The sequence below is a fragment of the Brevundimonas sp. KH_060 genome (genome assembly GCF_057838275.1).
In genome coordinates, this window is the sequence record NZ_CM174463.1 from 813,494 (window position 1) to 837,526 (window position 24,033).

The window sequence follows — 24,033 nt, forward strand, 5'->3', positions numbered from 1 at the left end:
CTGCTTGGGCGAAGGCTTGGCGAATGCGGCTTGGGCGTCGGTCACGGCGAGACCTTTCCTCAGGAACAGGATAAAGCGGGGGTGGCGCCGCTTTACCCCGGCGCGCCGGCAGGTTCTACACGGAATCTGGAAGAAAGGACCCCCATGGACGCCGTTACGGCTGCAAAGGCGCGGATCGATCGAGCGTTAGCCGATCTGGAGCGCAAGGTGCTGGAGCTGAAGGCTAGGCCCGCCTCGGCGCCGCCTATCGCGGACGACGACCTGTTCGCGCCGCGTCCCTCGAACGCGGCCGACCTGGCGCGCATCGCCGAGCTGGAGACGGCTGGTCAGGAAACCGCGCAGGCGCTGGCTCGCGCGGCCGACGCCGTGCGCGAGGTGCTGGCGCAGCAACAGGTCGCGCAGCAAGAGGAGGCGAACTGATGGCGACGGTGACGGTAGAGGTCCACGGCCGCCCCTATGCGGTGGGTTGCGCCGACGGTCAGGAGGCGCGCGTGCGCGACCTGGCGGCTCAGTTCAACGAGCGGGTGCAGGGCGTGGCCGATCAGGTGGGCCAGGTCGGCGACGTGCGCCTGTTCCTGATGGCGGCGCTGATGCTGGCCGATGAGCTTGGGGAGGCGAAGCGACAGGCGGTGGTTCAGAACTCCGGCCGCGCCAAGGCGGCAACGGCGGTGGTTGCGGCGCCCACCTCGGCCAGCGACGGCGTGGCCGAGGCGCTGAACGCGGTGGCCGCTCGCATCGAGAAGATCATCCAGACGATATAGGGCGACGACTTTCCTCCCCATTTGATGGGGAAGTGGATCGGACGCGATAGCGGACGAGACGGAGGGGCGGCTTGGTTCCGCTGGCAGAAGCCCCTCCACCGCTACGCGGTCCCCCTCCCCATTTCATGGGGAGGAAAGGATTGTTGAAATCGCCACGAACGCCTATCTTGCGCAGCGGCGGGTCATGCTGCGGCTCACGTCGAAGACAACATATCCTTCTGACCTTAATTCACTCATAGGGATCTGTCCCTGTTCGGGCTCGAGGGCCTGGGCATACGGAGCCCACCTGGCTACCCAGGTCGAGAGGATTTAAACGTTCTTCACGGCTCACGCGGCGCCGCCAACCCTCTTCTTTTCCCGCTAACACTTGCCGCGCGGCGGCGCGCTGCTTGAGCGTCTTCTCCTCCCCATTTCATGGGGAGGTGGATCGGACGCGATAGCGGACGAGACGGAGGGGCTGCTGGGTTCCGCTGATGTAAAGCCCCTCCACCGCTTCGCGGCCCCCCCACAGTGTGGGGAGGAAAGGCGGGCGACGGTGGTGTAAGAGCGTCCCATGACCCCCAAGCACCAACTCCGCGCCGCCATGCGCGCCCTGCGCAAGCGTCTGGCCGAGACCGACCCCGAGGCCGCCGAGCGCGCGGCGGGTCATGCTGACGCCTTGCCGAGCGGCGCCGTCGTCGCCCTGTATCGCGCCATGGGGTCGGAACTGGACACGGACGCCCTGGCCAATGTCCTGCATCAGGCGGGCCGTTGCCTGTGTCTGCCGGTGGTGATTGAACGCGACGCGGCCATGATCTTCCGCGCCTGGACGCCGGGCGAGCCGCTGGAGCTCGACGCCGCCGGATGCCCCGCGCCCTTGCCGCTGGGCGAGGTGGTGCGGCCGGACCTGATCCTGACGCCCCTGCTGGCCTTCGACGGTCACGGCGGCCGGTTGGGGCAGGGCGGCGGCTTTTACGATCGGACGTTCGCAGCGATGCCCGACGCGCGCCGTATCGGCTTCGCTTACGCGGGACAGGCGGTGGATCGCCTTGATTTGGAGCCGCACGACATCCGCCTGCATGGCGTTCTGACCGAGACCGGTTATAGAGCCATCCCATGAGATTGGCATTTTTCGGTGACGTGGTCGGTAAGTCCGGGCGCGATGGACTTTCGGACCACCTGCCGGGGCTGAGGCGCGACCTCAAGCTCGACTTCGTGGTGGTCAATGCAGAGAACGCCGCGGGCGGTTTCGGCATCACCGAGAACACGGCCAACGACATCTTCAACGCCGGGGCCGATGTCCTGACGCTGGGCAACCACAGTTGGGACCAGCGCGAGGCCCTGACCTATATCGTGCGCGAGCCGCGTCTGATCCGCCCGGCCAACTATCCGCGCCTGATGGACGCGCCGGGGCGCGGCGCCGACGTCTTCGTCACGCCGGATGGTCGCCGGGTTCTGGTCATCAATGTGCTGGGCCGCGTCCACATGGACCCGATGGACGACCCGTTCAGCGCCGTCGAGCGCGAGCTTGAGGCCGCGCCTCTGGGCGTCGTCGCTGACGCCGTCATTGTCGACATGCACGCCGAGGCGACCAGCGAGAAGATGGGTATGGGCCACTTCTGCGACGGCCGCGCCAGCCTCGTGGTCGGCACCCACACCCACGTCCCGACGGCGGACGCGCAGATCCTGCCCGGCGGCACGGCCTATCAGACCGACGCGGGCGGCTGCTGCGACTACGACTCCGTCATCGGCAACGACAAGGAAGAGCCGCTGCGGCGCTTCACCACCCGGCTGTCCGGCGGGCGCTACACCCCCGCCAGCGGCCCGGCCACCATCTGCGGCGTCTTCGTCGAGACCGATGACCGCACCGGCCTGGCCACGCGCGTCGAGCCGATCCGCGTCGGCGGCCGACTGAGCCAGGCGATCCCGCAGGTCTGAGCGCGTTCAGGCGCGCTTGGCCTGCACCAGCCGCCGCCGCAGGGCGGCCAGTTGTTCGGCGCGGTGCTGTGGCGTGTGGGTCTGCGCCACATAGGTCTGGGCCGCGCGCGCCATATCCAGGCGACGCTCAGGCTCCTGCACGAGCTGGTTGATGGCGTCCTCCAGCGTCTGCGGCGTCACCTCGTCGACATAGAGGGCGTGCGGGCCGCTGGCCTCGCGCAGGCCGCCGCGACCGGACGAGATTAACGCCGCGCCCGCCGCATGGGCCTCCAGCGCGGTCAGGCCCAGAGGCTCGGCCCAGACGGAGGGTGTCAGGGCGATGGCCGCGCGCTGCATCTCGGCGCGCACCTGCGCCAGCGGCGCCGACTTCAGCACACGCACCCGCTTGCCGAACCGTTCCAGCGGCGCAATGTGGGGTGCGGCCCAGTCCGCATGACGGTCCCAGTCGTTCAGCATCAGCACGGCGCGCCAGTCGGGATGGCGCTCCAGCACGGCGGGCAGGGCGGCGCAGATTACGTCCACGCCCTTTTCCGGCATGGCCCGTCCGGCGAAGGCGATCAGCGGCTCGCGCCCCTCGACCGGCGCGCGCCACAGGTCCACGTCGATGGGGTTGGGCACGGCGAAGGCCTTGGCCTCCAGTCGGGGAAAATCCTTCAGGAAATCCAGCCGCGCCGCCTCGCTGACGAAGATCAGACCGTCCATGCGGTCATAACGCCGCTCATAGCGCCAGCGGTCGATGAGGTGGCGCGGCGGCTTCACCGCATTGTGGCGATACAGGGTGATGGCCGCGTTCGGGAAATGCGGAGCCAGCGCGACGGCCTGCTGCGTCTGCTGATGGAATTCGATGACGTCGGGGCGATAGTCGGTCAGCGCCTGACGCAGGGCCTTCAGCCGGTCCGCAGCGGGCAGGGTCTGCACCGGCAGGTCGCCGTGCTCCTGGGCGCCTTCGCAGCAGAAGATGCGGACCTCGCCGCTGTCGGCCTGCGCCAGCGTGCGCGCCACCGTCTCCATCGAGTTCGGCTGACGCAGGTCGAAGCGCGCGCCGACAGGCATGACGACGGCGGTTCTCATGACCCTGCGTGTCTCCGGTTAGTTGGACGCTCTGGCGGCGGCGCGGGCTTCCAGCGCGCGCAGACTGGCTTCTTCGGCCTTCAGGTCTTCGGTCAGCTGGGCCTTCAAGGTCGGATCGGCGATGGCGGCCAGCGCGACGCGCGTCTCCTGCACCGCCTGACGACGGGCGGCGATCAGGCGCGACAGTTCGTCCGGCTCATGCAGGGCCGGGCCGGAGGCGGTCGGGCGACGGATCGCCTGAGCTTCTTCTTCCTCGGTGGTCTTCAGCGCGGCGGCCTGCCGGGCGGCGGCCGCATCGCGCAGGGCGTGCTGGACGGGATCGCCGCCCTCGAATTCGCAGGCCGACAGCAGGGCGGCGCCCGCGACGACGAGGATGAGGGCGCCGCTGCGCATCAGCCTTCGATCCAGTTCGGCATCCAGCCTTCGTGGAACTCGCGCACATGGGCGACGGGGATGCGGAACAGCTCGCCCTTCGGACCCGAGGACGCGAAGTCCGTTCCCTTGACCAGGCCCACGACCGAGGCGTGCAGCCCCGCGTCCTTGGCCTTGGCGATCAGGGCGTCGGCGTCGGCCACGGCGACCAGATAGCGGCCCTGGTCCTCGCCGAACAGGAAGGCGTGGGCGTGGGCGGCGCTGGAGGCGTTCAGTTCGATCCCGACGTCCGAGGCCAGGGCGATGTCCGCCGCCGCCCCGACCAGGCCGCCGTCAGACAGGTCGTGGACCAGGGTCAGTTCGCCCGCCTCGATCAGGCCGCGCACGAAGTCGCCGGTCTTGCGTTCCAGCTTCAGGTCGACCGGCGGCGGGGCGCCGTCCTCGCGGCCCAGCACCTCGCGCAGATAGATGGAGGCGCCCAGTTCGCCGTTGGTCTGGCCGATCAGCACCAGCTGGTCGCCCTCGGCCGCGCCGCCGAAGCCGGTGGTCACGTCATAGTTGGTCAGCAGGCCCACGGCGCCGACGGTCGGCGTCGGCGGAATGGCGACGCCGTTGGTCTCGTTATACAGGCTGACGTTGCCGCTCACGACCGGGAAGTCCAGCTCGCGGCAGGCCTCGGCCATGCCGTCGGTGGCGCGCACGATCTGGCCCATGATCTCGGGGCGCTGCGGGTTGCCGAAGTTGAGGTTGTCGGTGATGGCGATGGGACGCGAGCCGACGGCGGTCAGGTTGCGCCACGCTTCGGCCACGGCCTGCTTGCCGCCTTCGTAGGGGTCGGCCTGGACATAGCGCGGGGTGCAGTCGCTGGTGACGGCCAGACCCTTTTCCGTGCCGTGGACGCGGATCACGCCCGCGTCGGCCCCGGTGGAGGAGTCCTGCAGGGTGTCGGCCATGACGTGGCGGTCGTACTGCTCCCAGATCCAGCGTTTGGACGCCATGTCGGGGCAGGCGACGACCTTCAGCACGGCGTCGTTCCAGCTTTCCGGGGCCGGGACTTCGGCCGGGTCGAGGCGCGGTTGCAGCTCGGGCTGGACCCACGGGCGGTCGTACAGGGGCGCATCGTCGAACAGCGGAGCCAGCGGCACGTCGCAGACCACGTCGCCATGGTGCTTCAGCACCAGATGGCCGGTGTTCGTGGTCTTGCCGATGACGGCGAAGTCCAGGCCCCATTTCTGGAAGATGCGATAGCCGACGTCTTCATAGCCGGGCTTCAGGACGGCCAGCATCCGCTCCTGGCTTTCCGACAGCATCATTTCATAGGCGGTCATGCCGGTTTCGCGCTGAGGCACCTTGTCGAGGTCCAGCTCGACGCCGACGCCGCCCTTGCCCGCCATTTCGACGGAGGACGAGGTCAGACCCGCCGCGCCCATATCCTGAATGGCGGCGACCGCGCCCGAAGCCATCAGCTCCAGCGTGGCCTCGATCAGCAGCTTCTCGGCGAAGGGGTCGCCGACCTGCACCGTGGGGCGCTTGGCGTCCGACTCATCGTCGAACTCGGCCGAGGACATGGTGGCGCCGTGGATGCCGTCGCGGCCGGTCTTGGAACCGAAATAGACCACGTCGTGGCCCGCTTCCGGCGCGGCCGAGTAGTAGATCTCGTCGGCGCGGGCCAGGCCGACGCACATGGCGTTGACTAGGATGTTGCCGTTGTAGCCCTTGTGGAAGTTCGTCTCGCCCGCGACCGTCGGCACGCCGACGCAGTTGCCGTAGCCGCCGATGCCGCTGACGACGCCCTTGACCAGACGCTTCGATTTCTCGTGCGAGGGATCGCCGAAGCGCAGGGCGTTCAGCAGGGCCACCGGGCGCGCCCCCATGGTGAAGACGTCGCGCATGATGCCGCCCACGCCCGTCGCCGCGCCCTGATAGGGCTCGATGTAGGAGGGGTGGTTGTGGCTCTCCATCTTGAAGATGCAGGCGTCGCCGTCGTCGATGTCGATCACGCCCGCGTTCTCGCCGGGGCCGCAGATGACGCGGTCGCCCGTGACGGGGAACTTCATCAACTGCTTCTTGGACGACTTGTAGGAGCAGTGCTCGGACCACATGACCGAGAACACGCCCAACTCGACCTGGTTGGGCTCGCGGCCCAGCCGGTCCAGCAGGACCTGATATTCATTGGGGGCGAGGCCGTACTCTTCGGCCAGCTGGGCGATGGTCTTTTGGGGCGCGCTCATGGGCGGGCCTTCTAGCCGTCTCTGGAGCGTCTGTCAGCCCGTCACCGGCGTTCGATACCGCGCCTCAGACCGAAGACGATGATGACCCCCGCCACGACCAGCGCGAAGGCGGCCGCTAGGGCCGTGAAAGCCAGCACCGGCTTGACCTCCTGCTCGGCCACGAAGGCCCCCACCAGCCCCCAGGCGATGGGCAGGGGATAGGCCAGGGTCCGCAGCGCCCAGGTCACGCCGACGCCGACCAGGGTCGTCACGACCACGGCCAGAACGGCCCAGCCGGTCGGCGACAGGGCGGCGGGCAGGGCCTCGAACGCCGTGGCCACGGTGATCAGGTTCAGCGGCGCCGCCACGGTCAGCCAGCCCGCCAGCGCCGCCAGCGGCCAGATCAGGAACCAGCGGTCCCGCTCCATCGTCCCTGTGGCGCGGATGGTGCGCGCGCTGGCCAGCATCGGCAGCAGCAGGGCCAGCAGCGCGGCGAGGATGACGACGACGCTGGCCGCCTTCAGGTTCAGCGCCGCCATGACGATCCAGAAGCCGATGCCGAAGAAGGCCACGACCGACGGCCAGCCCATGCGGTGGATCAGCACGCTCTCGCCCGTCTGGGGCAGGGCCTGACGCCCGGCGTAGATCAGCAGGCCCAGATACAGCAGGCTCCAGATCGAAAAGGCGTAACCGGCCACCCGCAGCGTCTGGTTTCCGTCGGCGGCGAACTCCGCCTGACTCAGGCCGAAACCGCCCAGCATCTGAACCAGCGGGACCATGACGGCGAAGACGGCGGCGGCCAGCACGGCTAGGCGGCGCGTCTGCTGGGCGGGGGTGGGGCGTTCGATGGCGGTCATGCGTCTCTCCGGCTCAGCTTCGCCGTATCTACGCGCCGCGCTGAAGAAGGTTCAAGGGAACCTGTCCGCGGCTTTTCGCCTTGCTTTGAGGCAGACCGAGAAGGAGGCCGCCATGCCTGATCCCAACGCTCCCGAGCCGATCGAGCAGACGCTCGAGGAAGAAGTCGAAACCAACCGCGCCCTGGAGCGGGGCCTGGGCGTCGGCGCCCGCGAATTGGCGGCCATCCACGAATCCGGCGCTGAAGGCACGCTGGAGCGCGCGGTCGACGAGGACGGCGAACCGATCGAGGAAGACGTCGAGGTCGGGGACGCCGGGCGCAGCGCCAGCGTTCTGGATCGCAAGGACGGCTGAACGCTTGACCGTCGCCGCAGGGGGCGGTTCCATCCGCTCATGACCGACGCTCACCCTGCGGATCCGCAGCTTCAGGCCGACGCCCTCATCCGCGAGGCTCGACAGGCGCGCGAGCGGTCGGATGCGGTGACCCTGGCGGCGGCGGCTGAGGCCCTCTTGCGGCTCAATCCGCGCGAGCCGCGCGCCCTGGTGTTCAAGGGCGACGCTCTGAGCGCCCAGGGGGATCATCGCTCGGCCATGAGTTTTTACGGCGCCGCCCTGGCTCAGGGACGGGCGATCGCCGCCCCGCCGCCGGACCTGCGCGCCGAGCTTCAGCACGCCGCCGCGGCTCAGGCTGAAGGCGCGCGCCGCTTTGAGCAGGGGCTGCGGGACGGCCTGGCCCAGCGCGGCTTCGACCCCGCGACGTCCAGCGCACGCTTCGCCGCTTCTCTGGATCTGATGACGGGACGGCGGCGGCTCTATTATCAGCAGCCGAAATTCTACATGTTTCCGGGCCTGCCGCAGATCGAGTTTCAGCCGCGCGAGACCGTCGCCTGGCTGGCGCAGGTGGAAGCGGCGGCGCCCGCCATTCGCGCCGAGCTTGATGCCATCCTGGCCGAACCGGCCCTGTTTGCGCCCTACATCGAGGATCGCGCCAACCGCCCTCGGCATGATCAGGCGGGGCTGCTGGGCAATGACGCCTGGAGCGCGGTCTTCCTGTGGAAAGACGGGGTCGAGGTTCCCGAGGTCGCCGAGCGCTGCCCGCAGACGATGAAGGCGCTGGCGGCGGCGCCCCTGTGCCGCATCCCCGGCCGCTCGCCCTCGATTTTGTTCTCCAGACTTCAGGCGGGGGCGAAGATTCCGCCGCACCACGGGCTGATCAATACGCGGCTGATCTGCCACCTGCCGCTGGTCGTGCCGCCGGACTGCTGGTTCCGCGTCGGCGGCGAAGAGCGTCAGTGGAAGGCGGGCGAGGCCTGGGCCTTCGACGATACGATCGAGCACGAGGCCGCAAACGACAGCGACCAGGATCGCACCATCCTGATCTTCGATGTCTGGAAACCAGAGATCACCGCCGAGGAGCAGGAACTGATCCGGGCCCTGTTCGCGACGATCGACGCCAGCGGCGCGGCTGCGCCTAAACTGGGCGTTTAGGCCGCCGCGTAGATGCTCTGGAACAGGACGGCGCCGTCGGCGCTGCCCAGTTCGGCTTCGAACGCGCGGTCCGGGTGGGGCATCATGCCCAGGACGTTGCCGCGTTCGTTCTGCAGACCGGCGATGTCGCCGACCGAGCCGTTGGGGTTGTCGACGTAGCGGAAGACCACCTGGCCCTCGCCCTCGATGCGCTTCAGCGTCTCGGCGTCGGCGAAGTAGTTGCCGTCGGCGTTGCCCTGGGTCATGACGACTTCGCGCTGGCCCTGATAGCCCGAGGTGAAGCGGGTCTGGGCGTTGGCGACGGTGATGCTGATCGGCTTGCAGATGTATTTCAGGCTGCTGTTGCGCATCAGGGCGCCCGGCAGCATCCCGGCTTCGCACAGGACCTGGAAGCCGTTGCAGATGCCGACCACGGTGACGCCGTCGTCCGCAGCCTTCTTGACCGCCTGCATGATCGGGGCCTGGGCCGCCATCGCGCCGCAGCGCAGATAGTCGCCGTAGGAGAAACCGCCCGGCAGCACGATCAGATCGAGGCCCTTGGGTAGCTCGGTCTCGGCGTGCCAGACCATCTGGACCTGCTCGCCAGTGGAACGTTCGACGGCGACCTTGCAGTCGCGATCGCAGTTGGAACCGGGGAATACAATGACGGCTGCGCTCATGGCCGGGCCTCCTAGCACCCTTCGCGACGAATGTCAGGCGTCGCTTTGCTGCGTGTTACGTCCTGTCGTCCACGCCACGACCCAGACGGCGAAACCGGCCAGCGACAGGGCCACGCCGACCCAGCCGGTCGAAGTCCAGCCCCAGCCCGCCGCCACGGCCATGCCCGCCAGCAGGGGGCCGATGGCGTTGGCCGTATTGAAGGCTGAGTGATTCAGGGCTGCGGCCAGGGTCTGGGCGTCGCCGGCCACATCCATCAGTCGGGTCTGCAGCACCGAGCCCAGCCCGCCGCCGCCGCCGATCAGCAGCACCACGATCATCATCGCCCACAGGTGCGGCGCGGCGAAGGGGTAGAGGGCCAGCGCCGCCGCGCTCCACAGCAACAGGCCGCCCGCCGCCAGCATGCCGAAGCGGTCGGCCGCCCAGGCGCCCAGCAGATTGCCCGCCACCATGCCTAAGCCGAACAGGGCGAAGACCCAGGGCAGAACTTCCGGCCCGACGCCCGTCACCGCCTTCAACGTCGAGGCCAGATAGGCGTAGACCGCGAACATGCCACCGAAGCCGACCGCGCCGACGCCGAGCGTCAGCCAGACCTGGCCGCGCTTCAGGGCGCCCAGCTCGCGCCAGGGGCTGGCGTCGGGATGGGCCGGATCGCGCGGCGCGAACAGGGCGACCAGGGCCATGGTCAGCACCGCCAGCACGCTGACGATGGCGAAGGTCCAGCGCCAGCCGAAATGGTGGCTGATGGCGTTGGCGACCGGCACCCCGATCACGGTTGCGACCGTCAGGCCCAGCAGGATGGTCGAGACGGCGCGGGTTCGGAGCCTGAGCGGCACCAGCGACGCCGCCACCAGGGCCGCCACGCCGAAGTAGGCCCCGTGCGGCACGCCGCTGAGGAAGCGGAAGGCCAGCATCCACTCATAGGTCGGGGCGATGGCGCTGAGCGCATTGCCGACGGCGAACAGGGCCATGAAGCCGATCAGCAGCAGCCAGCGCGGCAGGCGCGCGCCCAGCACGGCCAGAATCGGCGCTCCAACCACCACCCCGGCGGCATAGGCGCTGATGACATGGCCCGCCTTGGGCTCGCTGACGCCAAGACCCGCCGCGAAGTCGGGCAGGACGCTCATGGCCGCGAACTCGGTCACGCCGATGGCGAAGCCGCCCATGGCCAGCGCCAGCAGCACCAGCGCCACCTTGCCCGGCTCGGCTATGCGCTCGTCGCTGCCGGGCGCAACGCAGCGCGGATCGTCGATGCAGGGAGCGTCGGCAGAGGCCATGGATTGTCGCGATGCAGCAAGGGGGACGTTGCGTTGCAAAATAAGGACGCCGCCCACGGCATCAACCGGGGCGGCGTCGAAGCGGTCATCACGCTTTGTGTCGGCTGGTCAGCCCCGGTTCTCGTAGGTCGCCGTGATCGATGTCTTGGCCAGGGTGTGGAAGTGCAGGTTGAAGCCGAAGACGGCGCCCGAGTTGTCCTCGTTCACGTCCAGCCGATCCACGTCGACGGCGAAGACGGTGAAGATGTAGCGGTGCGGGCCGTGGCCGGGCGGCGGGGCGGCGCCGCCGAAACCGGCTTCGCCGTAGTCGGTGCGGCCTTGAACGACGCCCTTGGGCAGGTTCGCGCCGCCCACGGCGCCCGCGTCGGCGGCCAGTGCGGCGACGTCGGCCGGGATGTTGGCGACTGTCCAGTGCCAAAAGCCCGAGCCGGTCGGGGCGTCGGGATCATAGCAGGTGACGGCGAAGCTCTTGGTTCCTTCGGGTGCGCCCGACCACGACAGCTGCGGCGAGATGTTTCCCAACGCCTTGACCTGGGCGTCGGGCAGGACGCCTCCGTCGGAAAAATCGGTCGAGGTTATGGTGAAGCTCATGGCGGCGCTCTCCCTTGGGTGGCGGATCAGGCGACCCAACTAACGAAAGACTGGTCACGGACGTTGCGTCGCGACATTCTGTCCCTAGCTAAAGTCAAGCTGTCTTGATGAGCGGAGGAACGGGATGCTGCAAGCCCTGCTGGACCGAACCTTTCAAACGCGGTCGATCCGGGTGCGGCTTCCGGATGGTCGCGAACTGACGGCGGGGCCGGGCGAACCGGAATTGACGGCCGTGCTGGCCGACATGAAGACCGCCGTCGCCATCGCCGCCAATCCCGATCTGGCGCTGGGCGAAGCCTTTATGGACGGGACGTTCCGGATCGAGGGCGGAAGCATCTATGACTTCCTGCAACTGACGACCTCGCAACTGGCCCTGCGGCCGCGGTCGCCCAAGCTGACCTGGATGCAGCGGCTCAAGCGCGGAGCGGAGCAGGCCAACGACCGGCTCCACGCGCGCAGCAATGTCAGCCATCACTATGATCTGACGGTCGACTTCTATCGCCTGTTCCTGGACGAAGACCTGCAATATTCCTGCGCCTTCTTCGAGACGGCGGACGCCAGTCTGGAGCAGGCCCAAGTCGCCAAGAAGCGCCGCCTGATCGACAAGCTGCTGCTGGAGCCAGGGCATAGCGCTCTAGACATCGGCGCCGGGTGGGGCGGACTGGGCCTGTCCATGGTCGAGCGCGGAGCGCGCGTGACCGGCGTCACCCTGTCCACCGAACAGCACCGCACGGCCAATGAGCGGGCGACGGCTTTGGACGTCACGGACCGGGTCGATTTCCGGTTGCAGGACTATCGCGACCTGAACCAGACCTTCGACCGCATCATCTCGGTTGGGATGTTCGAGCACGTCGGCGTGCCGAACTATCAGGAGTATTTCGACACGGTTGCCCGTCTGCTGGACGACGACGGCGTGGCGGTGATCCACGCTATCGGCCGCAAGTCGCCGCCCAACCGAACCCAGCCGTGGGTGCGCAAATACATCTTCCCCGGCGGCTATATCCCGGCCCTGTCCGAAGTGCTGCCCGCCATCGAGCGCGCGGGCCTGTGGGTCACGGACATGGAGGTGCTGCGGCTGCATTACGCCGAGACGCTGCGGCTTTGGCGTGAGCGGTTCCTGGCGAGGCGCGGCGAGGCGCTGGCTATGTACGATGAACGCTTCTGCCGGATGTGGGAGTTCTATCTCGCCGCCAGCGAGGTCGCCTTCCGCGAACTGGGCCACATGGTGTTCCAGCTGCAGCTGACGAAGAAGCAGACGGCCGTGCCGCTCAGCCGCGACTATCTGTGCGGGTGACTTTCCTCCCCATGCAATGGGGAGGGGGACCGCGTAGCGGTGGAGGGGCTTTACGACAGCGGAACCAAGCAGCCCCTCCGTCACGTCGGCTGCGCCTCCGCGCCACCTCCCCATTGCATGGGGAGGAAAAGAAAAAAGGCCGCCCTTTCGAGCGGCCTTGATCGTCTGAACCGTCATCGCCCTCAGGCGACTTCGATCCGGTAGCTTTCGATGACCGTGTTGGCCAGCAGGGTCTCGCACATGCGCTTCACCTCGGCCTCCTTGTCGGCGACGGCGTCATCGAGGTCGAACTCGATCAGCTTGCCGACGCGGGCGTTCGCGACGCCGTTCCAGCCCAGGCCCTGCAAGGCGCCTTCGACGGCCTTGCCCTGGACGTCCAGAACGCCGGGCTTGAGGAAGACGTGAACTTTAACCTTGGCCATTAATGCAGCCCTCCCTGAATCACGGTCGGCATGTCCTTCATGATGCCGAGGCGGCGGGCCACCTCGGTGTAGCTTTCGATGACGTCGCCCATGTCGCGGCGGAAGCGGTCCTTGTCCAGCTTCTCGCCCGTGGTCGAATCCCACAGACGGCACGAGTCGGGGCTGATTTCGTCGGCCAGGATGACGCGGGCGAAGTCGTTCTCCCACACGCGGCCGAACTCGATCTTGAAGTCCACCAGGGTGATGCCGACGGCGCCGAACATGCCGCACAGATAGTCGTTCACCCGCACCGTCATGGCCAGGATGTCGTCCAGTTCCTGGGTGGTGGCCCAGTTGAACGCGGTGATGTGCTCTTCCGTCACCATCGGGTCGTTCAGCTCATCCTTCTTGTAGTAGAATTCGATGATCGAACGGGGCAGGGGCGTGCCCTCTTCCTGGCCCAGGCGCTGGGCCAGCGAGCCGGCGACGACGTTGCGGCAGACGACTTCCAGCGGAATGATCTCGACTTCGCGGATCAGTTGCTCGCGCAGGTTCAGGCGCTTGATGAAGTGGTTGGTCACGCCGATCGAGTTCAGGCGCGACATGATGAATTCGCTGATGCGGTTGTTGATGACGCCCTTGCCCTCAAGCGTCGCCTTCTTCTGCGCGTTGAAGGCGGTCGCGTCGTCCTTGAAATACTGGATCAGCGTGCCCGGCTCAGGACCCTCGTACAGGATCTTGGCCTTGCCCTCGTAGAGCTTCTTGCGCTTGGTGTTCATCTTCGGGTCCCGGACGGGAAGGAAACGGACGGTCTCAAAACGAAAAACGCGCGGCCCGAAGGTCAGGGCGGCGCGGTTCTGAATCGATGGCGGCTATATAGAACCACGCGCCCTTTAGCCGAAGGGCGTCTGTGACACAAATATCCTGAACCGCCCCTAGGTCAGCTTGTCCGACCGAAGTCTGGTTGCGTTCGGTCGCGCCGGGGGCCATAGAGCCGTTTGCGGACGAGACTGGTCCGTGACTGGAGTTACGACGCGCATGACGACCTTCGACGATCGGGAACAGGCCTATGAGGCCAAGTACGCCCTCGATCAGGAACAGGAATTCAAGGCCATCGCGCGTCGCAACAAGATGCTGGGCCTGTGGGCTGCCGAGAAGATGGGCCTGTCGACCGAGAGCGCCGAGCAATACGCCGCCGCAGTGGTCCGCGCCGACTTCGAACAGCCGGGCGAGGAAGACGTCTTCCGCAAGGTGGCCGGCGACTTCAAGGCCTCGGGCATGACCGTGTCCGAAGGCGAACTGCGCTCCAAGATGGACGAACTGGCCTCAATCGCGCGTGAGCAAATCCGCGCCGGCGAGTGATCTGCGTCACAGACTGATCCCAGAAGGGCCGCAACCGTCGCCGGTTGCGGCCCTTCTTCGATCTGCCTCCCGCCGGGGAAACGGGAGTGACCGGAGGCGCCGGGGCGCATCTGATCAACGCGCCCGCAGCCGGTCGGTTCGATCCGACGTCTATTTCGGCATCAACACCGTATCGACGACGTGAACCACGCCGTTCGACTGGGCGACGTCGGCCTGGGTGATGGTCGAGGTTCCGCCCTTGGCGTCGGTGATCCGCCACTGGCCGCCGCCGGCGTCCTTGACCATCAGCTTCTCGCCCTGGACCGTGGTCAGGGTGGCTGTTCCGCCGTTGGCCTGGGCCTGGGCGGCGATGTCGGCGGCGGTCAGGCGACCGGGCACGACGTGATAGGTCAGCAGCTTGGTCAGCGCCGCCTTCTGGGCGGGCTGCATCCAGCCCTCGCGCGTGGCCGCGGGAATCTTGTCAAAGGCCGCGTTGTCAGGCGCGAAAACGGTGAAGGGGCCGGGGCCTTGCAGCCGTTCGGTCAGACCGGCGGTCTGGATCGCGCTGACCAGGGTGGTCAGGTTCGGGGCCTTGGAGGCGTTGGCGACCAGGTTGTCGGACGGATTCATCGCTACGCCGCCGACTATGGGCTCGGTCGTGGCGGGGGCCATGGCGGGCGGGGCGGTCTCGACCGGCGCCGGCTCCTTCTTCGTCTCGTTCTGGCCACAGGCGGCCACGGCCAGCAGGGCGGCGGACGATACGGCGAGGGCGGTGGTGCGGGTGAATGTCATGTGATTCCTCCATCGACGTCGGCTTGCGGGCGGGGGAAGGCCGCGTCGGGAAGGAATACGGCTGCCCGCGCAAAAGGATGCGCTCTCGATCAATTTTTCCGGCGCGGCGCGTGATGTGCGGTGAGGCTCGTCTCAGCCCAGATAGGGGGCCAGGGCCGACCAGTGCGACAGTTTCTCGGTGAAGGGCCGGGTATGGGCGGCGCTGGACGAGGGCAGATCGATAAGGGCGACGCCAGACATTTCGGACAGGGCGCGTCGACCCAGACGCGCGGCCGTCCCGCCGTTGAAGGCGACCGCGCGCAGGTCGGGCAGGCGCGCCGTCAGGTCGGCCAGGTCGGCCCCTTCGGGGTTGCGGATGGCGGCGTCCAGGCTGCCCTGCCGCTCGGCCGAGGCGATCACGTCCCACAGGCCGATCCGCGCCGCCTGTAGGCGCTCCAGCCGCGCCTCATAGGGCAGGGCCGCCAGGTCCGGTTGAGCGGCGACGGCCCCGATCAGCCGCCAGAAGCCGTTTTGCGGGTGGGCGTAATACTGAGCCGCCTTCAAGGAGGCGTCGCCCGGCAGGCTGCCGAGAATCAGGACGCGGGTGCGTGCGTCGACGACGGGGGCGAAGCCGACGCTGCGCTCCGGAGGCGTGCTCAATGCTGCTCACGTTCCCTCTTCCGGCGCTCGTTCCGATGCCGAGCGTATTCGCCTTCTCCCAGAACAGTCTGGCCGCCGAGGCGAAACTCCACCCACTCACCCTCTGCCGGCGTTCCATCGGCGTAGTGGAAGCGCATTTTGGAGGCCATGCACTGGAAGGTGCGGTCATTGCGCCGTGAGGCGGCCGTGGGATTTTGAACTTCGCAGCCTTGGCCGCGTCCTTCGGCGTCCACGCGACATTGCATGGTCAGGCTGAAGCCCGCGATGCCTTGCAGGCACCGTTCCATAGCGTCGTGATCGACCGTCTGCACGATCTCAAGAGGCTGTTCTTCAGCTTCCTGGGCGGAATACCCGTTGATCATCCAGAAGAGGGCGAGGCTGACCAGCGAAGGCATCTCAGTTTTCTCCGAACACCCGCTCGAAGATCACATCCACGTTCTTGGTGTGGTAGCCGAGGTCGAACAGGGCCTCCAACTCGTCGTGGGGGAGGGTGACGCGGGCGTCGGCCTTCAGGAAGTCGATGAAGACGCCTTCGCCGCGCCAGACCTTCATGGCGTTCTCCTGAACCGCCGCATAGGCGTCCTCGCGCGACACGCCCGCCTGGGTCAGGGCCAGCATGACCCGTTGCGAGAAGACCAGGCCGCCAAGGCGGTCGATATTCTTCTGCATGTTCTCAGGATAGACGTTCAGGCGCTCGACCACGTTCGCCAGACGGTGCAGGGCGAAGTCCAGGTGGATGGTGGCGTCCGGGCCGATGCCGCGCTCGACCGAGGAGTGGCTGATGTCGCGCTCGTGCCACAGGGCGACGTTCTCCATCGCCGGGGTCACGGCCGAACGGACCAGACGGGCCAGACCTGTCAGGTTCTCGGTCAGGATCGGGTTGCGCTTGTGCGGCATGGCCGACGAGCCCTTCTGGCCCTTGTCGAAGAACTCCTCGGCTTCGAGGACTTCGGTGCGCTGCAGGTGGCGGATCTCGACGGCCAGACGTTCGACCGAGGAGGCGACAACGCCGAGCGCGGCGAAATAGGCGGCGTGGCGATCGCGCGGGATGACCTGGGTCGAGACGGGCTCGACGGCGAGGCCCATCTGGTCGGCGACGTATTGTTCAACGGCCGGATCGACGTTGGCGAAGGTGCCGACGGCGCCCGAGATGGCGCAGGTGGCGATCTCTTCACGGGCGGTGATCAGGCGGCGCTTGGCGCGCTGGAACTCGGCGTGATAGCCGGCCAGCTTGAGGCCGAAGGTCACCGGCTCGGCGTGGATGCCGTGCGAGCGGCCGACGGTCGGGGTGTATTTGTGCTCCTTGGCGCGCGTTTCCAGCGCGGCCAGAACGCGATCGACGCCGCCCAGCAGCAGGTCGGTCGAGCGCGCCAGCTGCACAGCGAAACAGGTGTCCAGCACGTCCGAAGACGTCATGCCCTGGTGCAGGAAGCGGGCTTCCTCGCCGACGATTTCCGACACATGGGTCAGGAAGGCGATGACGTCATGCTTGGTGGTGCGCTCGATCTCGTCGATGCGGTCGGCGTCGAAGGTCGCGTCCTTGCCGTTGGCCCAGATGGCCTCGGCCGATTCCTTGGGGATCACGCCCAGCTCGGCCATCTTGGTGGCGGCGTGGGCCTCGATCTCGAACCAGATCTTGTACTTGGTCTCTTGCGACCAGATGGCGACGGCGTCGGGGCGGGAATAGCGCGTGATCATGGTTGGGTCGTGTCGGTCCAGAGGGGCTGGGAGTCAAGACGGGGCGCGGGTTTCCTTCTCCCCTTGAGGGAGAAGGTGGCAGGCGGAGCCTGACGGATGAGGGGTGTTTGCGTCACAGATGACAATTTTGCTCCGACAGCCCGCGCCTCTTTTCGGCACGTCGCGCCGCCACCCCTCATCCGAGCGCCTCCGGCGCCCACCTTCTCCTTCAAGGGGAGAAGGAAAAAGAGAGTCCAATTCGTCTGAATCGTCTGAAATCCCCTGTGGCTGACAGGGCAGTCTGGCACAGGCGGAGGGGTAGGCTGGCCGATTGCAGAAGAAAAAATTCAGAGGGCGCGCATGATGAAGGCGGTGAAGTCCGCCTCGTCCTCGAACCGGGCGGCGACGGGCCAGGCGGTGACGGCGGCGCGCTGTTCCGGCGTCAGGCGCACCCAGTCCTTTTCGGTGGTGACGAGGCCCGCCTCATAGACGGCAGCGCGGTCGTTCAGGAAGGCGAAGTCGCGGTCGGACAGGGCGGCGTGGTCGGGGAAGGGGACGAAATCCTTGAGGTCGCAGCCTGCGGCGATCAGCGACCGCTCGACCTTCCACGGCTTGGCGATGCCAGCGAAGCCGACCTGAGGGCCGGGCGGGGGCGGGGCGGCGGCTTCCAGCCGGGCGATGAAGACGGGCAGGTCGCCGAAGACCTCCAGCAGTTCAGGATCGGCGGCGTCCGCATCGGTCGGCAGCATGACGACCACGCCGTCGGCGCGCGCCAGCCCGGCCTTCAGCGGCTCGCGCATCGGGCCGGAAGGGAAGACGGAGCCGTCGCCGAAGGGCCATTCGTCGCCGCGCGTCTCGCCATCGACCACGATCAGGCTGAGGGTCTTCTTCAGCGCCGGGTTCTGGTGGCCGTCGTCCAGCACGAGGGCCTGCACGCCGTCGGCCGCGGCGGCGCGGGCGCCCGCCACGCGGTCGCGCGCGATCCATGCGGGAGCGTCTTGCGCCAGCATCAGGGGCTCGTCGCCGACGTCGGCGGCGGTGTGTTGATTCAGGTCGACGCGGACGGGGCCTTCCAGCCTGCCGCCATAGCCGCGCGACAGGGCGGCGGCTTCGACGCCCTGGGCGCGCAGCAGACGCAGCGTCTCGCGCGCGACGGGCGTCTTGCCCGATCCGCCGACCGTCAGATTGCCGATGGAGATGACCACCGCGCCCGGATCGACCGGCGCGGCGCGGGCGATCCTGCGCGCCGTCACGCCCGCCCAAAGCCAGGAGGCGGGCTTCAGCATCATGCGCGTCATCGGGGCGTGGCGGCGGTCGCGGCTGTACCACCAGCGGGGGGTGTTCAGTTTCATGGGCGCCTGCGTGAAGGGGCGGCGGGCAGATGGGACTGAAGCGCCAGCCACAGGCGGTCCAGCCCGGCGGCGGCGGCCTCGGCGGAGCGGCGGGCGCGCTCGCCCATGTCGCGGGCGGCCTCGGGATCGGCCAGCATGGGGCCGACGACCGAGGGCAGTTCGGCGGGCGACAGGACCGAGACGAGGCCGCCCGCCTGTTTCAGCATTCGGGTCACGGCCTGCCAGTTGCTGGCGTCGGGGCCGGTGACGATGGGCTTGGCGAGGCGCGCAGGCTCCAGCGGATTGTGGCCGCCGACCGCGCCGCCGCCCAGCGCCGGGGCGAAGGAGCCGCCCATGACCACCACATCGGCCAGCCGCAGGAACAGGCCTAGCTCGCCCAGCGTATCGGCCAGATAGATGTCGGTCTGGTCGCAGATCGGCTGGCCCTGACTGCGCCGGGCGAAGCCGTAGCCGTCGTGGGCCAGGGCCTCGGCGATGGCGTCGGCGCGTTCCGGGTGGCGCGGGACGACGATCAGGAACAGGCGGTCGGCCAGATGGTCCAGCGCGCCGACGATGGCCATTTCCTCATGCTCATGGGTGCTGGCGGCCACGACGACGGGGCGGTCGTCGATCAGGGCCGACAGGCGGGCGAACTCGCCCTTGTCATAGGGCAGGGGCTCGCCGGACAGCTTCAGGTTCACCTGACCGTCGACGCGGGCGCCCAGCGCGGTCAGCCGGTCGGCGCTGTCCTGATCCTGCGGCCAGACGTGGGAAAAGCCGTTCATCAGGGCGCGGGCCATGCCGGGCGCCTTCTTCCAGCCCTGCGCGGTCTTGTCGGTGATGCGGGCGCTGACGAGCGCCAGAGGCACGCCGCGCTTTTGCGCCGTGGTCAGCAGGTTGGGCCACAGTTCGCTCTCGACGAAGACGCCGGCGTTGGGCCGCCAGTGGTCGAGGAAGGCCGCGACGGCCGAGGGAGCGTCGACCGGGGCGAACTGATGGATGACGCCGCGCGGCAGGCGGGTCGCCAGCACCTGGGCCGAGGTCAGGGTGCCGGTGGTGACCAGCACCGTCACATCGGGCCGGTCCTTGCGGATGCGCTCGGCCAGCGGAAGGATCGACAGGGCCTCGCCGACGCTGACGCCGTGAATCCAGATCAAAGGCCCGTCCGGGCGCGCCATGCCGGGCTGGCCCAGCCGTTCATCGACACGGGCCGGATCTTCCTTGCCCTTCTTGACGCGGGCGTCCAGCAGGCGCGGGGCCAGCGGCTCCAGCAGGCGGGTCAGCAGTTGATAGGCGATCAGGGCGGGGCTGAAGGACACGTTCAGACGCGCTCCAGCCCGGTGAGGGCGTCGGCGCGCGCCTCGACGGCGGTCAGGCGCTCGCCCCACTCGGCGGCGACGGCGGCCAGATCGCCGCCTTCGGGCCAGTCGACCCGGTCCCAGACCACGGCGCCCTTGCCGAACGGCAGGGGCAGCAGGGCGCGGTCCCAGCTGTTCAGCCGGATCGCCGGTTTGCAAGACATGCCGATCAGCAGCACGGGCGCGCCGGAGATCTTGGCCATCAGGGGCAGGCCCTCGGCCATCTGGCGGGCGGGGCCGCGCGGGCCGTCGGGGGTCAGGGCCAGGGCGCCGACCTTCAACTGTTTCAGCCCGTCGCGCAGGGCCTGCGTGCCGCCCTTGGCCTTTTCCGTCTTGTCCTTGTTGGTCGAAGAGCCGCGCACGGCCGGAAAGCCCTGACGCGACACGGCCTTGGCGATGAATTCGCCGTCGGCGGACAGGGAGATCAGCACCTTGGCGGGCTGGGCGCGGTCGCGCGGCCAGCAGGACGGCGCCAGGCTGATGCGCGAGTGCCAGAAGGCGCACAGCACCCCGCCGCCGTCGCGCCAGACCTCCTCGGCCAGATGCTGGTCTTCATGGGTCCAGCGGGTGGTGGCGATGCAGAAGCGCATCCATTGGGCCAGGGTCCAGGCCAGGGCGTTCTGGATGGCGGGGTTGCGCAGCGGCCTCATGCGCCGGTCTCGTCGGGCAGTTCAGCCAGCGGGGGCAGGACGACCGGGTCGCTGTCCAGCGACTGCTGCCGGGCCAGGCGGGCGTAGAGGCCGCCGCGCGCCACCAGGGCGTCGTGCGCGCCTTCCTCGACCACGCGGCCGCCGTCGATGACATAGATGCGGTCGGCGTTCTTCACCGTCGACAGGCGGTGGGCGATCATCAGGGTGGCGCGGCCGTCCATCAGCCGCTCCAGCGCGGCCTGGACCAGGGCCTCGCTCTCGGTGTCGAGCGCGCTGGTCGCCTCGTCCAGCAGCAGGATGGGGGCGTCCTTCAGGAAGGCGCGGGCGATGGCGATGCGCTGACGCTGGCCGCCCGACAGGCGGGCGCCGGCCTCGCCCACGCGAGTGGCGTAGCCGTCAGGCAGGGCGGTGATGAAGTCGTGGGCGGCGGCGGCGCGGGCGGCGGCCACGATGTCCTCGGCGGTCGCGCCGGGGCGGCCATAGGCGATGTTGGCGGCGATGGTGTCGTCGAACAGGAAGGGCTCCTGCGTCACTAGGGCGATGTGGTCGCGTAAGGAAGACAGGCTCAGCTCGCGGATGTCGCGGCCGTTCAGCGTCACCCGCCCCGCCGTCACGTCATAGAAGCGCGGCAAGAGGCTGAGGATGGTCGACTTGCCGCCGCCTGACGGGCCGACCAGGGCGATGGTCTCGCCCGGCGCGACGTGCAGGTTGACATCGGACAGGGTGGGGGCGGACCCGTCCTCGTCGGCGCGATAGGCGAAGGAGACCTGTTCCAGGGCGACGGTGACGGGGCCGGGCGCGACTTTGGCCGCGTCGCTGGCCTCGCGAATCTCGGGCTCGATATCCAGGGCGGCGAACAGGCGCCGCGCAGCGGTGAAGCCTTCGCTCAGCACCGTGGTCAGGTTTGTCACCTGACGTAGGGCCTGACCGGCCAGCAGCAGCATGCCGATGAAGGAGGCGAAGGCGCCGACGGTCATCTGCCCCTGGCTGGCGCTCCATCCGGCATAGGCCATGACGGCGGCGACGACGCCGTAGGCGACGATGTCGCTGGCCGGGCCGGAGAAGGCGCGGCTGTCGGCGCCCTTGATGACGTGGCGCTGGCGGCGGTCGATGACGGTGGAGACGCGGTCTTCTTCGGCCGCCTCGCGGTTCTCGATCTTGATGACGCGGACGCCGTCCAGATTCTCCATCAGGGCGCTGGACAGGGCCTCGGTCTCGACCATGGCGCCGCGCGCGGCCTTCCTCGACTTCTTGCCGAAGCGACGAATGATCCAGCTGACGACCGGCACGCCCAGCAGGACGATCAGCGTCAGCGGCAGGTCGATGAAGCCCATGGCGACGATGACGCCCAGCAGCATCAGGGCGTTCTGGGTGTAGTTGACCACGCCCGAGGTGAAGGCCTCGCGCACCAGATTGGCGTCGAACAGGACGGAGGAGACGAAGGTCCCCGAGTGCTGGCTGCGCAGACGCGACAGGTCGGCCCGGATCATGCCCGAGAACAACTGCTTCTGGATGTCGCCGACGATGCCGTGGCCCAGCCGGTTCACCAGCGCCGCCTGGCCTGCCATGCTGAGCGAGCGGATCACCGCCACGACGATGATGAACAGGGGGATGGCGATCAGCACCTTGTCCGCCGGGATGGTGACGGTGTTCCAGATCGTCACGGGCCCTGTGTGCTGGCCGAACAGCAGGTCGATGGCCGGCTCCAGGAACTTCAGCAGCAGGGCCGTCAGGCCGCCCGACACGCTCGCCAGCAGCATGGAGGTGAAGAAGGCCGGCTTGTGCCGCGACAGATACTCGCGCCAGATGCGGGCGAGCAGGGGCCGCAGCGGCTCGCGGGCGTCGTCATGAGAGGCGGGAACAGTCATCGGCCTTCGGTCGAACGGCTGAGGCGTCAAGTCAAGCGGCCGTGCGCGAGAGAGACGGCCTTGGGCGGGTGACGCCGGGTGCAAACGGCGCTATCTCGCCGTCATGGGGCGCTACGATCTGACTACGCCATTCGGCCGTTTCAAGGCGCGCTGGTCCTATTTCTGGAAGGACCACGCCTTCCTGCGCACGGCGTTCACCAACGCCCACTGGCTGGGACCGGACCTGGTGCGGACCAACCAGCCGTCGCCGGGTCAGCTGGCGTGGTGGAAGCGCCAAGGTATCCGCACGGTCGTCAATCTACGCGGTCAGAGGGACGAGGCCTATTACTGGCTGGAGAAGGACGCCTGCGAGCGGCTGGGCCTGACATTGATCGACGCGCCGCTGGATTCACGCGATCCGCCGGGCAAGGACCGGGTGCGCCGGGCCAAGGCTCTGTTCCAGACGATGGAGTATCCGGCGCTGATCCATTGCAAGTCGGGCGCGGACCGGGCGGGGATGATGGCGGTCTTCTATCGCCACTTCCACCTGGGCGAGCCGATCTCGGCGGCGATGGGGGAACTGGGCAAGCGCACCCTGCACAGCCGCGAGGGGCTGACCGGCGTGCTGGACTATACGCTGGAGAAATATGTCGCCGAGGTCGAACCCACGGGCGTCAGCTTTGAGGATTGGGTCGAGAGCGACGCCTATGATCCCAAGGCCATCCGCGCCGAGTTCAAGGCCGGATGGTGGGGCAAGCTGGTCGTCGACCGCCTGTTGAAACGCGAATAGGCCTTAGCCCCAGGGGCCGCGTCCGGCGGCGGGCGGCGGGGCCTTGCGCGCCGACTGTTCCTTTTTCCACCGCTTGATCTGGCGCACGTGATCGCGCTGACGGGAGAAGACGATCAGCCACAGGGCCAGGACGGCGATCAGGGAGACGACGCCGAAAATCTGCTGGCCGTCCAGCGTCTGGCCGAAAAGGGTCAAGGTCTGCGGTCCCGATCAGCGGGGGTGATGGGGTCGTTCCAGGCGGTGTCCTGGTCTTCGCCGGGGCGGGCGACGTGCGGCGGCCCCTTGCGCACGACCCAGACGATCGCCGCCACGGCGACGACCACCAGAAGCAGGACGATGAGGGTCGGCAGCATGGGAAATCCTGTTCATGACAAAGGCGACTGATGAGAAAGCGCATCAGCCGCCCCTGCGGTTCCTGAACAGCGGCGTAACTGCGCCGTGAACGGTCGATCAGGCGTCGGTGCGCGGATCGATCAGCTTGTGCGCGTGCAGGATGAAGTAGCGCATGTGGGCGTTGTCGACGGTCGCCTGGGCGCGAGCCTTCCAGGCCTTCTTGGCTTCTTCGTAGTTGCCGAAGGCGCCGACGAACTCGACCTGCGACAGGTCGCGGAAGACGGGCTCGGCCGGGTGGCGCATTTCGCCGCCGATGACGAGGTGAAGCAGTTGGGGGTCGTGAGAGTCGGCCATGGAGAGGGGGTCCATTGCGGGAGGAAT

General features: G+C 68.2%; 29 protein-coding genes and 1 other RNA gene. 10 read left to right on the plus strand and 20 right to left on the minus strand.

What is annotated here, in order from left to right; genetic code table 11:
- Nucleotides 1-144: 144 nt before the first annotated feature.
- The 5 genes from AC3IPP_RS04050 to AC3IPP_RS04070 all read left to right on the plus strand — a co-directional run bounded on the left by AC3IPP_RS04050 (nt 145) and on the right by AC3IPP_RS04070 (nt 2,678).
- Entirely contained in the window at nt 145-420 is a 276-nt protein-coding gene (locus tag AC3IPP_RS04050; protein WP_489150460.1) for a hypothetical protein, read from the plus strand.
- Nucleotides 420-761 (plus strand): cell division protein ZapA, encoded by a 342-nt coding sequence (locus AC3IPP_RS04055; RefSeq protein WP_489150461.1) that lies wholly within the window; start codon nt 420-422, stop codon nt 759-761. The genes AC3IPP_RS04050 and AC3IPP_RS04055 overlap by 1 nt, the downstream gene beginning before the upstream one ends.
- Before the next feature lie 181 nt (nt 762-942).
- A non-coding RNA gene (gene ssrS, locus AC3IPP_RS04060) (6S RNA) lies at nt 943-1,103 on the plus strand.
- Nucleotides 1,104-1,314: 211 nt separating this feature from the next.
- Nucleotides 1,315-1,860, plus strand: a complete 546-nt coding sequence (locus tag AC3IPP_RS04065) for a 5-formyltetrahydrofolate cyclo-ligase (protein WP_489150462.1) — start codon at nt 1,315-1,317, stop codon at nt 1,858-1,860.
- Complete coding sequence (locus AC3IPP_RS04070; protein ID WP_087141080.1) at nt 1,857-2,678, plus strand: TIGR00282 family metallophosphoesterase; 822 nt, start codon at nt 1,857-1,859, stop codon at nt 2,676-2,678. The genes AC3IPP_RS04065 and AC3IPP_RS04070 overlap by 4 nt, the downstream gene beginning before the upstream one ends.
- Nucleotides 2,679-2,684: 6 nt before the next feature.
- Here AC3IPP_RS04070 and AC3IPP_RS04075 read toward each other — a convergent pair whose 3' ends face one another.
- Genes AC3IPP_RS04075 through AC3IPP_RS04090 form a run of 4 tightly spaced genes read right to left on the minus strand, consistent with a single transcriptional unit; the run spans nt 2,685 to nt 7,188 of the window.
- Nucleotides 2,685-3,749, minus strand: coding sequence for a glycosyltransferase family 4 protein (locus AC3IPP_RS04075; protein ID WP_489150463.1), 1,065 nt, complete (start codon nt 3,747-3,749; stop codon nt 2,685-2,687).
- Between the two features lie 18 nt (nt 3,750-3,767).
- Entirely contained in the window at nt 3,768-4,142 is a 375-nt protein-coding gene (locus tag AC3IPP_RS04080) for an indole-3-glycerol-phosphate synthase (protein ID WP_489150464.1), read from the minus strand.
- Nucleotides 4,142-6,352, minus strand: coding sequence for a phosphoribosylformylglycinamidine synthase subunit PurL (purL, locus tag AC3IPP_RS04085; protein ID WP_489150465.1), 2,211 nt, complete (start codon nt 6,350-6,352; stop codon nt 4,142-4,144). Before purL ends, AC3IPP_RS04080 begins: the two co-directional genes overlap by 1 nt.
- A gap of 41 nt (nt 6,353-6,393) precedes the next feature.
- Nucleotides 6,394-7,188, minus strand: a complete 795-nt coding sequence (locus AC3IPP_RS04090) for a hypothetical protein (protein WP_489150466.1) — start codon at nt 7,186-7,188, stop codon at nt 6,394-6,396.
- A 112-nt stretch (nt 7,189-7,300) separates the two neighbouring features.
- Between AC3IPP_RS04090 and AC3IPP_RS04095 the strand changes: the two genes are divergently transcribed.
- Together AC3IPP_RS04095 and AC3IPP_RS04100 are read left to right on the plus strand one after the other, a co-directional pair.
- A complete protein-coding gene (locus tag AC3IPP_RS04095; RefSeq protein WP_489150467.1) occupies nt 7,301-7,540 on the plus strand; it encodes a hypothetical protein in 240 nt (79 codons plus the stop codon).
- Nucleotides 7,541-7,579: 39 nt separating this feature from the next.
- On the plus strand, nt 7,580-8,674 hold the full coding sequence (locus AC3IPP_RS04100) for an aspartyl/asparaginyl beta-hydroxylase domain-containing protein (RefSeq protein ID WP_489150468.1): 1,095 nt from the start codon (nt 7,580-7,582) through the stop codon (nt 8,672-8,674).
- Here the strand turns inward: AC3IPP_RS04100 and purQ are convergent.
- The 3 genes from purQ to AC3IPP_RS04115 form a co-directional block, all read right to left on the minus strand.
- Nucleotides 8,671-9,333 carry a phosphoribosylformylglycinamidine synthase subunit PurQ gene (gene purQ, locus AC3IPP_RS04105; protein ID WP_489150469.1) on the minus strand — a complete coding sequence of 221 codons (663 nt, stop codon included), beginning with the start codon at nt 9,331-9,333 and terminating at the stop codon, nt 8,671-8,673. The genes AC3IPP_RS04100 and purQ overlap by 4 nt on opposite strands.
- Nucleotides 9,334-9,366: 33 nt before the next feature.
- The gene (locus AC3IPP_RS04110) at nt 9,367-10,608 is read right to left on the minus strand and encodes an MFS transporter (RefSeq protein ID WP_489150470.1); all 1,242 of its coding nucleotides are present in this window, start codon (nt 10,606-10,608) and stop codon (nt 9,367-9,369) included.
- Nucleotides 10,609-10,716: 108 nt separating this feature from the next.
- On the minus strand, nt 10,717-11,199 hold the full coding sequence (locus AC3IPP_RS04115) for a YbhB/YbcL family Raf kinase inhibitor-like protein (protein WP_489150471.1): 483 nt from the start codon (nt 11,197-11,199) through the stop codon (nt 10,717-10,719).
- A gap of 124 nt (nt 11,200-11,323) precedes the next feature.
- Here AC3IPP_RS04115 and AC3IPP_RS04120 point away from each other — a divergent pair, with 124 nt between their 5' ends.
- A complete protein-coding gene (locus AC3IPP_RS04120) occupies nt 11,324-12,493 on the plus strand; it encodes a class I SAM-dependent methyltransferase (protein ID WP_489150472.1) in 1,170 nt (389 codons plus the stop codon).
- A 182-nt stretch (nt 12,494-12,675) separates the two neighbouring features.
- Here the strand turns inward: AC3IPP_RS04120 and purS are convergent, their stop codons facing one another.
- Complete coding sequence (gene purS, locus AC3IPP_RS04125) at nt 12,676-12,915, minus strand: phosphoribosylformylglycinamidine synthase subunit PurS (RefSeq protein WP_087141089.1); 240 nt, start codon at nt 12,913-12,915, stop codon at nt 12,676-12,678.
- Complete coding sequence (gene purC, locus AC3IPP_RS04130; RefSeq protein WP_003165779.1) at nt 12,915-13,673, minus strand: phosphoribosylaminoimidazolesuccinocarboxamide synthase; 759 nt, start codon at nt 13,671-13,673, stop codon at nt 12,915-12,917. Before purC ends, purS begins: the two co-directional genes overlap by 1 nt.
- 259 nt (nt 13,674-13,932) lie before the next feature.
- Between purC and AC3IPP_RS04135 the strand changes: the two genes are divergently transcribed.
- Complete coding sequence (locus AC3IPP_RS04135; RefSeq protein ID WP_003165778.1) at nt 13,933-14,256, plus strand: DUF1476 domain-containing protein; 324 nt, start codon at nt 13,933-13,935, stop codon at nt 14,254-14,256.
- 150 nt (nt 14,257-14,406) lie between these two features.
- Here the strand turns inward: AC3IPP_RS04135 and AC3IPP_RS04140 are convergent, their stop codons facing one another.
- From AC3IPP_RS04140 to AC3IPP_RS04175, 8 genes are all read right to left on the minus strand, one after another.
- Nucleotides 14,407-15,027: a fasciclin domain-containing protein gene (locus AC3IPP_RS04140; protein WP_489150473.1), complete on the minus strand. Its 621-nt coding sequence runs from the start codon at nt 15,025-15,027 to the stop codon at nt 14,407-14,409.
- Between the two features lie 132 nt (nt 15,028-15,159).
- Nucleotides 15,160-15,666 (minus strand): DNA-deoxyinosine glycosylase, encoded by a 507-nt coding sequence (locus AC3IPP_RS04145; protein WP_489150474.1) that lies wholly within the window; start codon nt 15,664-15,666, stop codon nt 15,160-15,162.
- Complete coding sequence (locus AC3IPP_RS04150; protein ID WP_489150475.1) at nt 15,663-16,061, minus strand: hypothetical protein; 399 nt, start codon at nt 16,059-16,061, stop codon at nt 15,663-15,665. The genes AC3IPP_RS04145 and AC3IPP_RS04150 overlap by 4 nt, the downstream gene beginning before the upstream one ends.
- Before the next feature lies 1 nt (nt 16,062).
- Complete coding sequence (gene purB / locus AC3IPP_RS04155; RefSeq protein WP_489150476.1) at nt 16,063-17,364, minus strand: adenylosuccinate lyase; 1,302 nt, start codon at nt 17,362-17,364, stop codon at nt 16,063-16,065.
- Between the two features lie 326 nt (nt 17,365-17,690).
- Nucleotides 17,691-18,695, minus strand: coding sequence for a tetraacyldisaccharide 4'-kinase (lpxK, locus tag AC3IPP_RS04160; RefSeq protein ID WP_489150477.1), 1,005 nt, complete (start codon nt 18,693-18,695; stop codon nt 17,691-17,693).
- The gene (locus AC3IPP_RS04165; RefSeq protein ID WP_489150478.1) at nt 18,692-19,993 is read right to left on the minus strand and encodes a 3-deoxy-D-manno-octulosonic acid transferase; all 1,302 of its coding nucleotides are present in this window, start codon (nt 19,991-19,993) and stop codon (nt 18,692-18,694) included. The genes lpxK and AC3IPP_RS04165 overlap by 4 nt, the downstream gene beginning before the upstream one ends.
- 2 nt (nt 19,994-19,995) lie before the next feature.
- On the minus strand, nt 19,996-20,682 hold the full coding sequence (locus AC3IPP_RS04170; protein ID WP_489150479.1) for a lysophospholipid acyltransferase family protein: 687 nt from the start codon (nt 20,680-20,682) through the stop codon (nt 19,996-19,998).
- Nucleotides 20,679-22,550 (minus strand): ABC transporter ATP-binding protein, encoded by a 1,872-nt coding sequence (locus tag AC3IPP_RS04175; protein WP_489150480.1) that lies wholly within the window; start codon nt 22,548-22,550, stop codon nt 20,679-20,681. Before AC3IPP_RS04175 ends, AC3IPP_RS04170 begins: the two co-directional genes overlap by 4 nt.
- 103 nt (nt 22,551-22,653) lie before the next feature.
- Here AC3IPP_RS04175 and AC3IPP_RS04180 point away from each other — a divergent pair, with 103 nt between their 5' ends.
- Entirely contained in the window at nt 22,654-23,319 is a 666-nt protein-coding gene (locus tag AC3IPP_RS04180) for a protein tyrosine phosphatase family protein (RefSeq protein WP_489150481.1), read from the plus strand.
- 3 nt (nt 23,320-23,322) lie between these two features.
- Here the strand turns inward: AC3IPP_RS04180 and AC3IPP_RS04185 are convergent, their stop codons facing one another.
- From AC3IPP_RS04185 to AC3IPP_RS04195, 3 genes are all read right to left on the minus strand, one after another.
- Nucleotides 23,323-23,514, minus strand: coding sequence for a hypothetical protein (locus AC3IPP_RS04185; RefSeq protein WP_087139636.1), 192 nt, complete (start codon nt 23,512-23,514; stop codon nt 23,323-23,325).
- Entirely contained in the window at nt 23,511-23,672 is a 162-nt protein-coding gene (locus AC3IPP_RS04190; RefSeq protein ID WP_179205024.1) for a hypothetical protein, read from the minus strand. Before AC3IPP_RS04190 ends, AC3IPP_RS04185 begins: the two co-directional genes overlap by 4 nt.
- A 97-nt stretch (nt 23,673-23,769) precedes the next feature.
- Nucleotides 23,770-24,021, minus strand: coding sequence for a DUF4170 domain-containing protein (locus AC3IPP_RS04195; RefSeq protein ID WP_003165766.1), 252 nt, complete (start codon nt 24,019-24,021; stop codon nt 23,770-23,772).
- Nucleotides 24,022-24,033 lie beyond the last annotated feature (12 nt).

What these genes read in the sequence shown, in the direction of transcription:
- AC3IPP_RS04050 (WP_489150460.1), top strand. Translation starts at nt 145, where the DNA reads ATGGACGCCGTTACGGCTGCAAAGGCGCGGATCGATCGAGCGTTAGCC.
- AC3IPP_RS04055 (WP_489150461.1), top strand. Translation starts at nt 420, where the DNA reads ATGGCGACGGTGACGGTAGAGGTCCACGGCCGCCCCTATGCGGTGGGT.
- AC3IPP_RS04065 (WP_489150462.1), top strand. Translation starts at nt 1,315, where the DNA reads ATGACCCCCAAGCACCAACTCCGCGCCGCCATGCGCGCCCTGCGCAAG.
- AC3IPP_RS04070 (WP_087141080.1), top strand. Translation starts at nt 1,857, where the DNA reads ATGAGATTGGCATTTTTCGGTGACGTGGTCGGTAAGTCCGGGCGCGAT.
- AC3IPP_RS04075 (WP_489150463.1), bottom strand. Translation starts at nt 3,749, where the DNA reads ATGAGAACCGCCGTCGTCATGCCTGTCGGCGCGCGCTTCGACCTGCGT.
- AC3IPP_RS04080 (WP_489150464.1), bottom strand. Translation starts at nt 4,142, where the DNA reads ATGCGCAGCGGCGCCCTCATCCTCGTCGTCGCGGGCGCCGCCCTGCTG.
- purL (WP_489150465.1), bottom strand. Translation starts at nt 6,352, where the DNA reads ATGAGCGCGCCCCAAAAGACCATCGCCCAGCTGGCCGAAGAGTACGGC.
- AC3IPP_RS04090 (WP_489150466.1), bottom strand. Translation starts at nt 7,188, where the DNA reads ATGACCGCCATCGAACGCCCCACCCCCGCCCAGCAGACGCGCCGCCTA.
- AC3IPP_RS04095 (WP_489150467.1), top strand. Translation starts at nt 7,301, where the DNA reads ATGCCTGATCCCAACGCTCCCGAGCCGATCGAGCAGACGCTCGAGGAA.
- AC3IPP_RS04100 (WP_489150468.1), top strand. Translation starts at nt 7,580, where the DNA reads ATGACCGACGCTCACCCTGCGGATCCGCAGCTTCAGGCCGACGCCCTC.
- purQ (WP_489150469.1), bottom strand. Translation starts at nt 9,333, where the DNA reads ATGAGCGCAGCCGTCATTGTATTCCCCGGTTCCAACTGCGATCGCGAC.
- AC3IPP_RS04110 (WP_489150470.1), bottom strand. Translation starts at nt 10,608, where the DNA reads ATGGCCTCTGCCGACGCTCCCTGCATCGACGATCCGCGCTGCGTTGCG.
- AC3IPP_RS04115 (WP_489150471.1), bottom strand. Translation starts at nt 11,199, where the DNA reads ATGAGCTTCACCATAACCTCGACCGATTTTTCCGACGGAGGCGTCCTG.
- AC3IPP_RS04120 (WP_489150472.1), top strand. Translation starts at nt 11,324, where the DNA reads ATGCTGCAAGCCCTGCTGGACCGAACCTTTCAAACGCGGTCGATCCGG.
- purS (WP_087141089.1), bottom strand. Translation starts at nt 12,915, where the DNA reads ATGGCCAAGGTTAAAGTTCACGTCTTCCTCAAGCCCGGCGTTCTGGAC.
- purC (WP_003165779.1), bottom strand. Translation starts at nt 13,673, where the DNA reads ATGAACACCAAGCGCAAGAAGCTCTACGAGGGCAAGGCCAAGATCCTG.
- AC3IPP_RS04135 (WP_003165778.1), top strand. Translation starts at nt 13,933, where the DNA reads ATGACGACCTTCGACGATCGGGAACAGGCCTATGAGGCCAAGTACGCC.
- AC3IPP_RS04140 (WP_489150473.1), bottom strand. Translation starts at nt 15,027, where the DNA reads ATGACATTCACCCGCACCACCGCCCTCGCCGTATCGTCCGCCGCCCTG.
- AC3IPP_RS04150 (WP_489150475.1), bottom strand. Translation starts at nt 16,061, where the DNA reads ATGCCTTCGCTGGTCAGCCTCGCCCTCTTCTGGATGATCAACGGGTAT.
- purB (WP_489150476.1), bottom strand. Translation starts at nt 17,364, where the DNA reads ATGATCACGCGCTATTCCCGCCCCGACGCCGTCGCCATCTGGTCGCAA.
- lpxK (WP_489150477.1), bottom strand. Translation starts at nt 18,695, where the DNA reads ATGAAACTGAACACCCCCCGCTGGTGGTACAGCCGCGACCGCCGCCAC.
- AC3IPP_RS04170 (WP_489150479.1), bottom strand. Translation starts at nt 20,682, where the DNA reads ATGAGGCCGCTGCGCAACCCCGCCATCCAGAACGCCCTGGCCTGGACC.
- AC3IPP_RS04175 (WP_489150480.1), bottom strand. Translation starts at nt 22,550, where the DNA reads ATGACTGTTCCCGCCTCTCATGACGACGCCCGCGAGCCGCTGCGGCCC.
- AC3IPP_RS04180 (WP_489150481.1), top strand. Translation starts at nt 22,654, where the DNA reads ATGGGGCGCTACGATCTGACTACGCCATTCGGCCGTTTCAAGGCGCGC.
- AC3IPP_RS04190 (WP_179205024.1), bottom strand. Translation starts at nt 23,672, where the DNA reads ATGCTGCCGACCCTCATCGTCCTGCTTCTGGTGGTCGTCGCCGTGGCG.
- AC3IPP_RS04195 (WP_003165766.1), bottom strand. Translation starts at nt 24,021, where the DNA reads ATGGACCCCCTCTCCATGGCCGACTCTCACGACCCCCAACTGCTTCAC.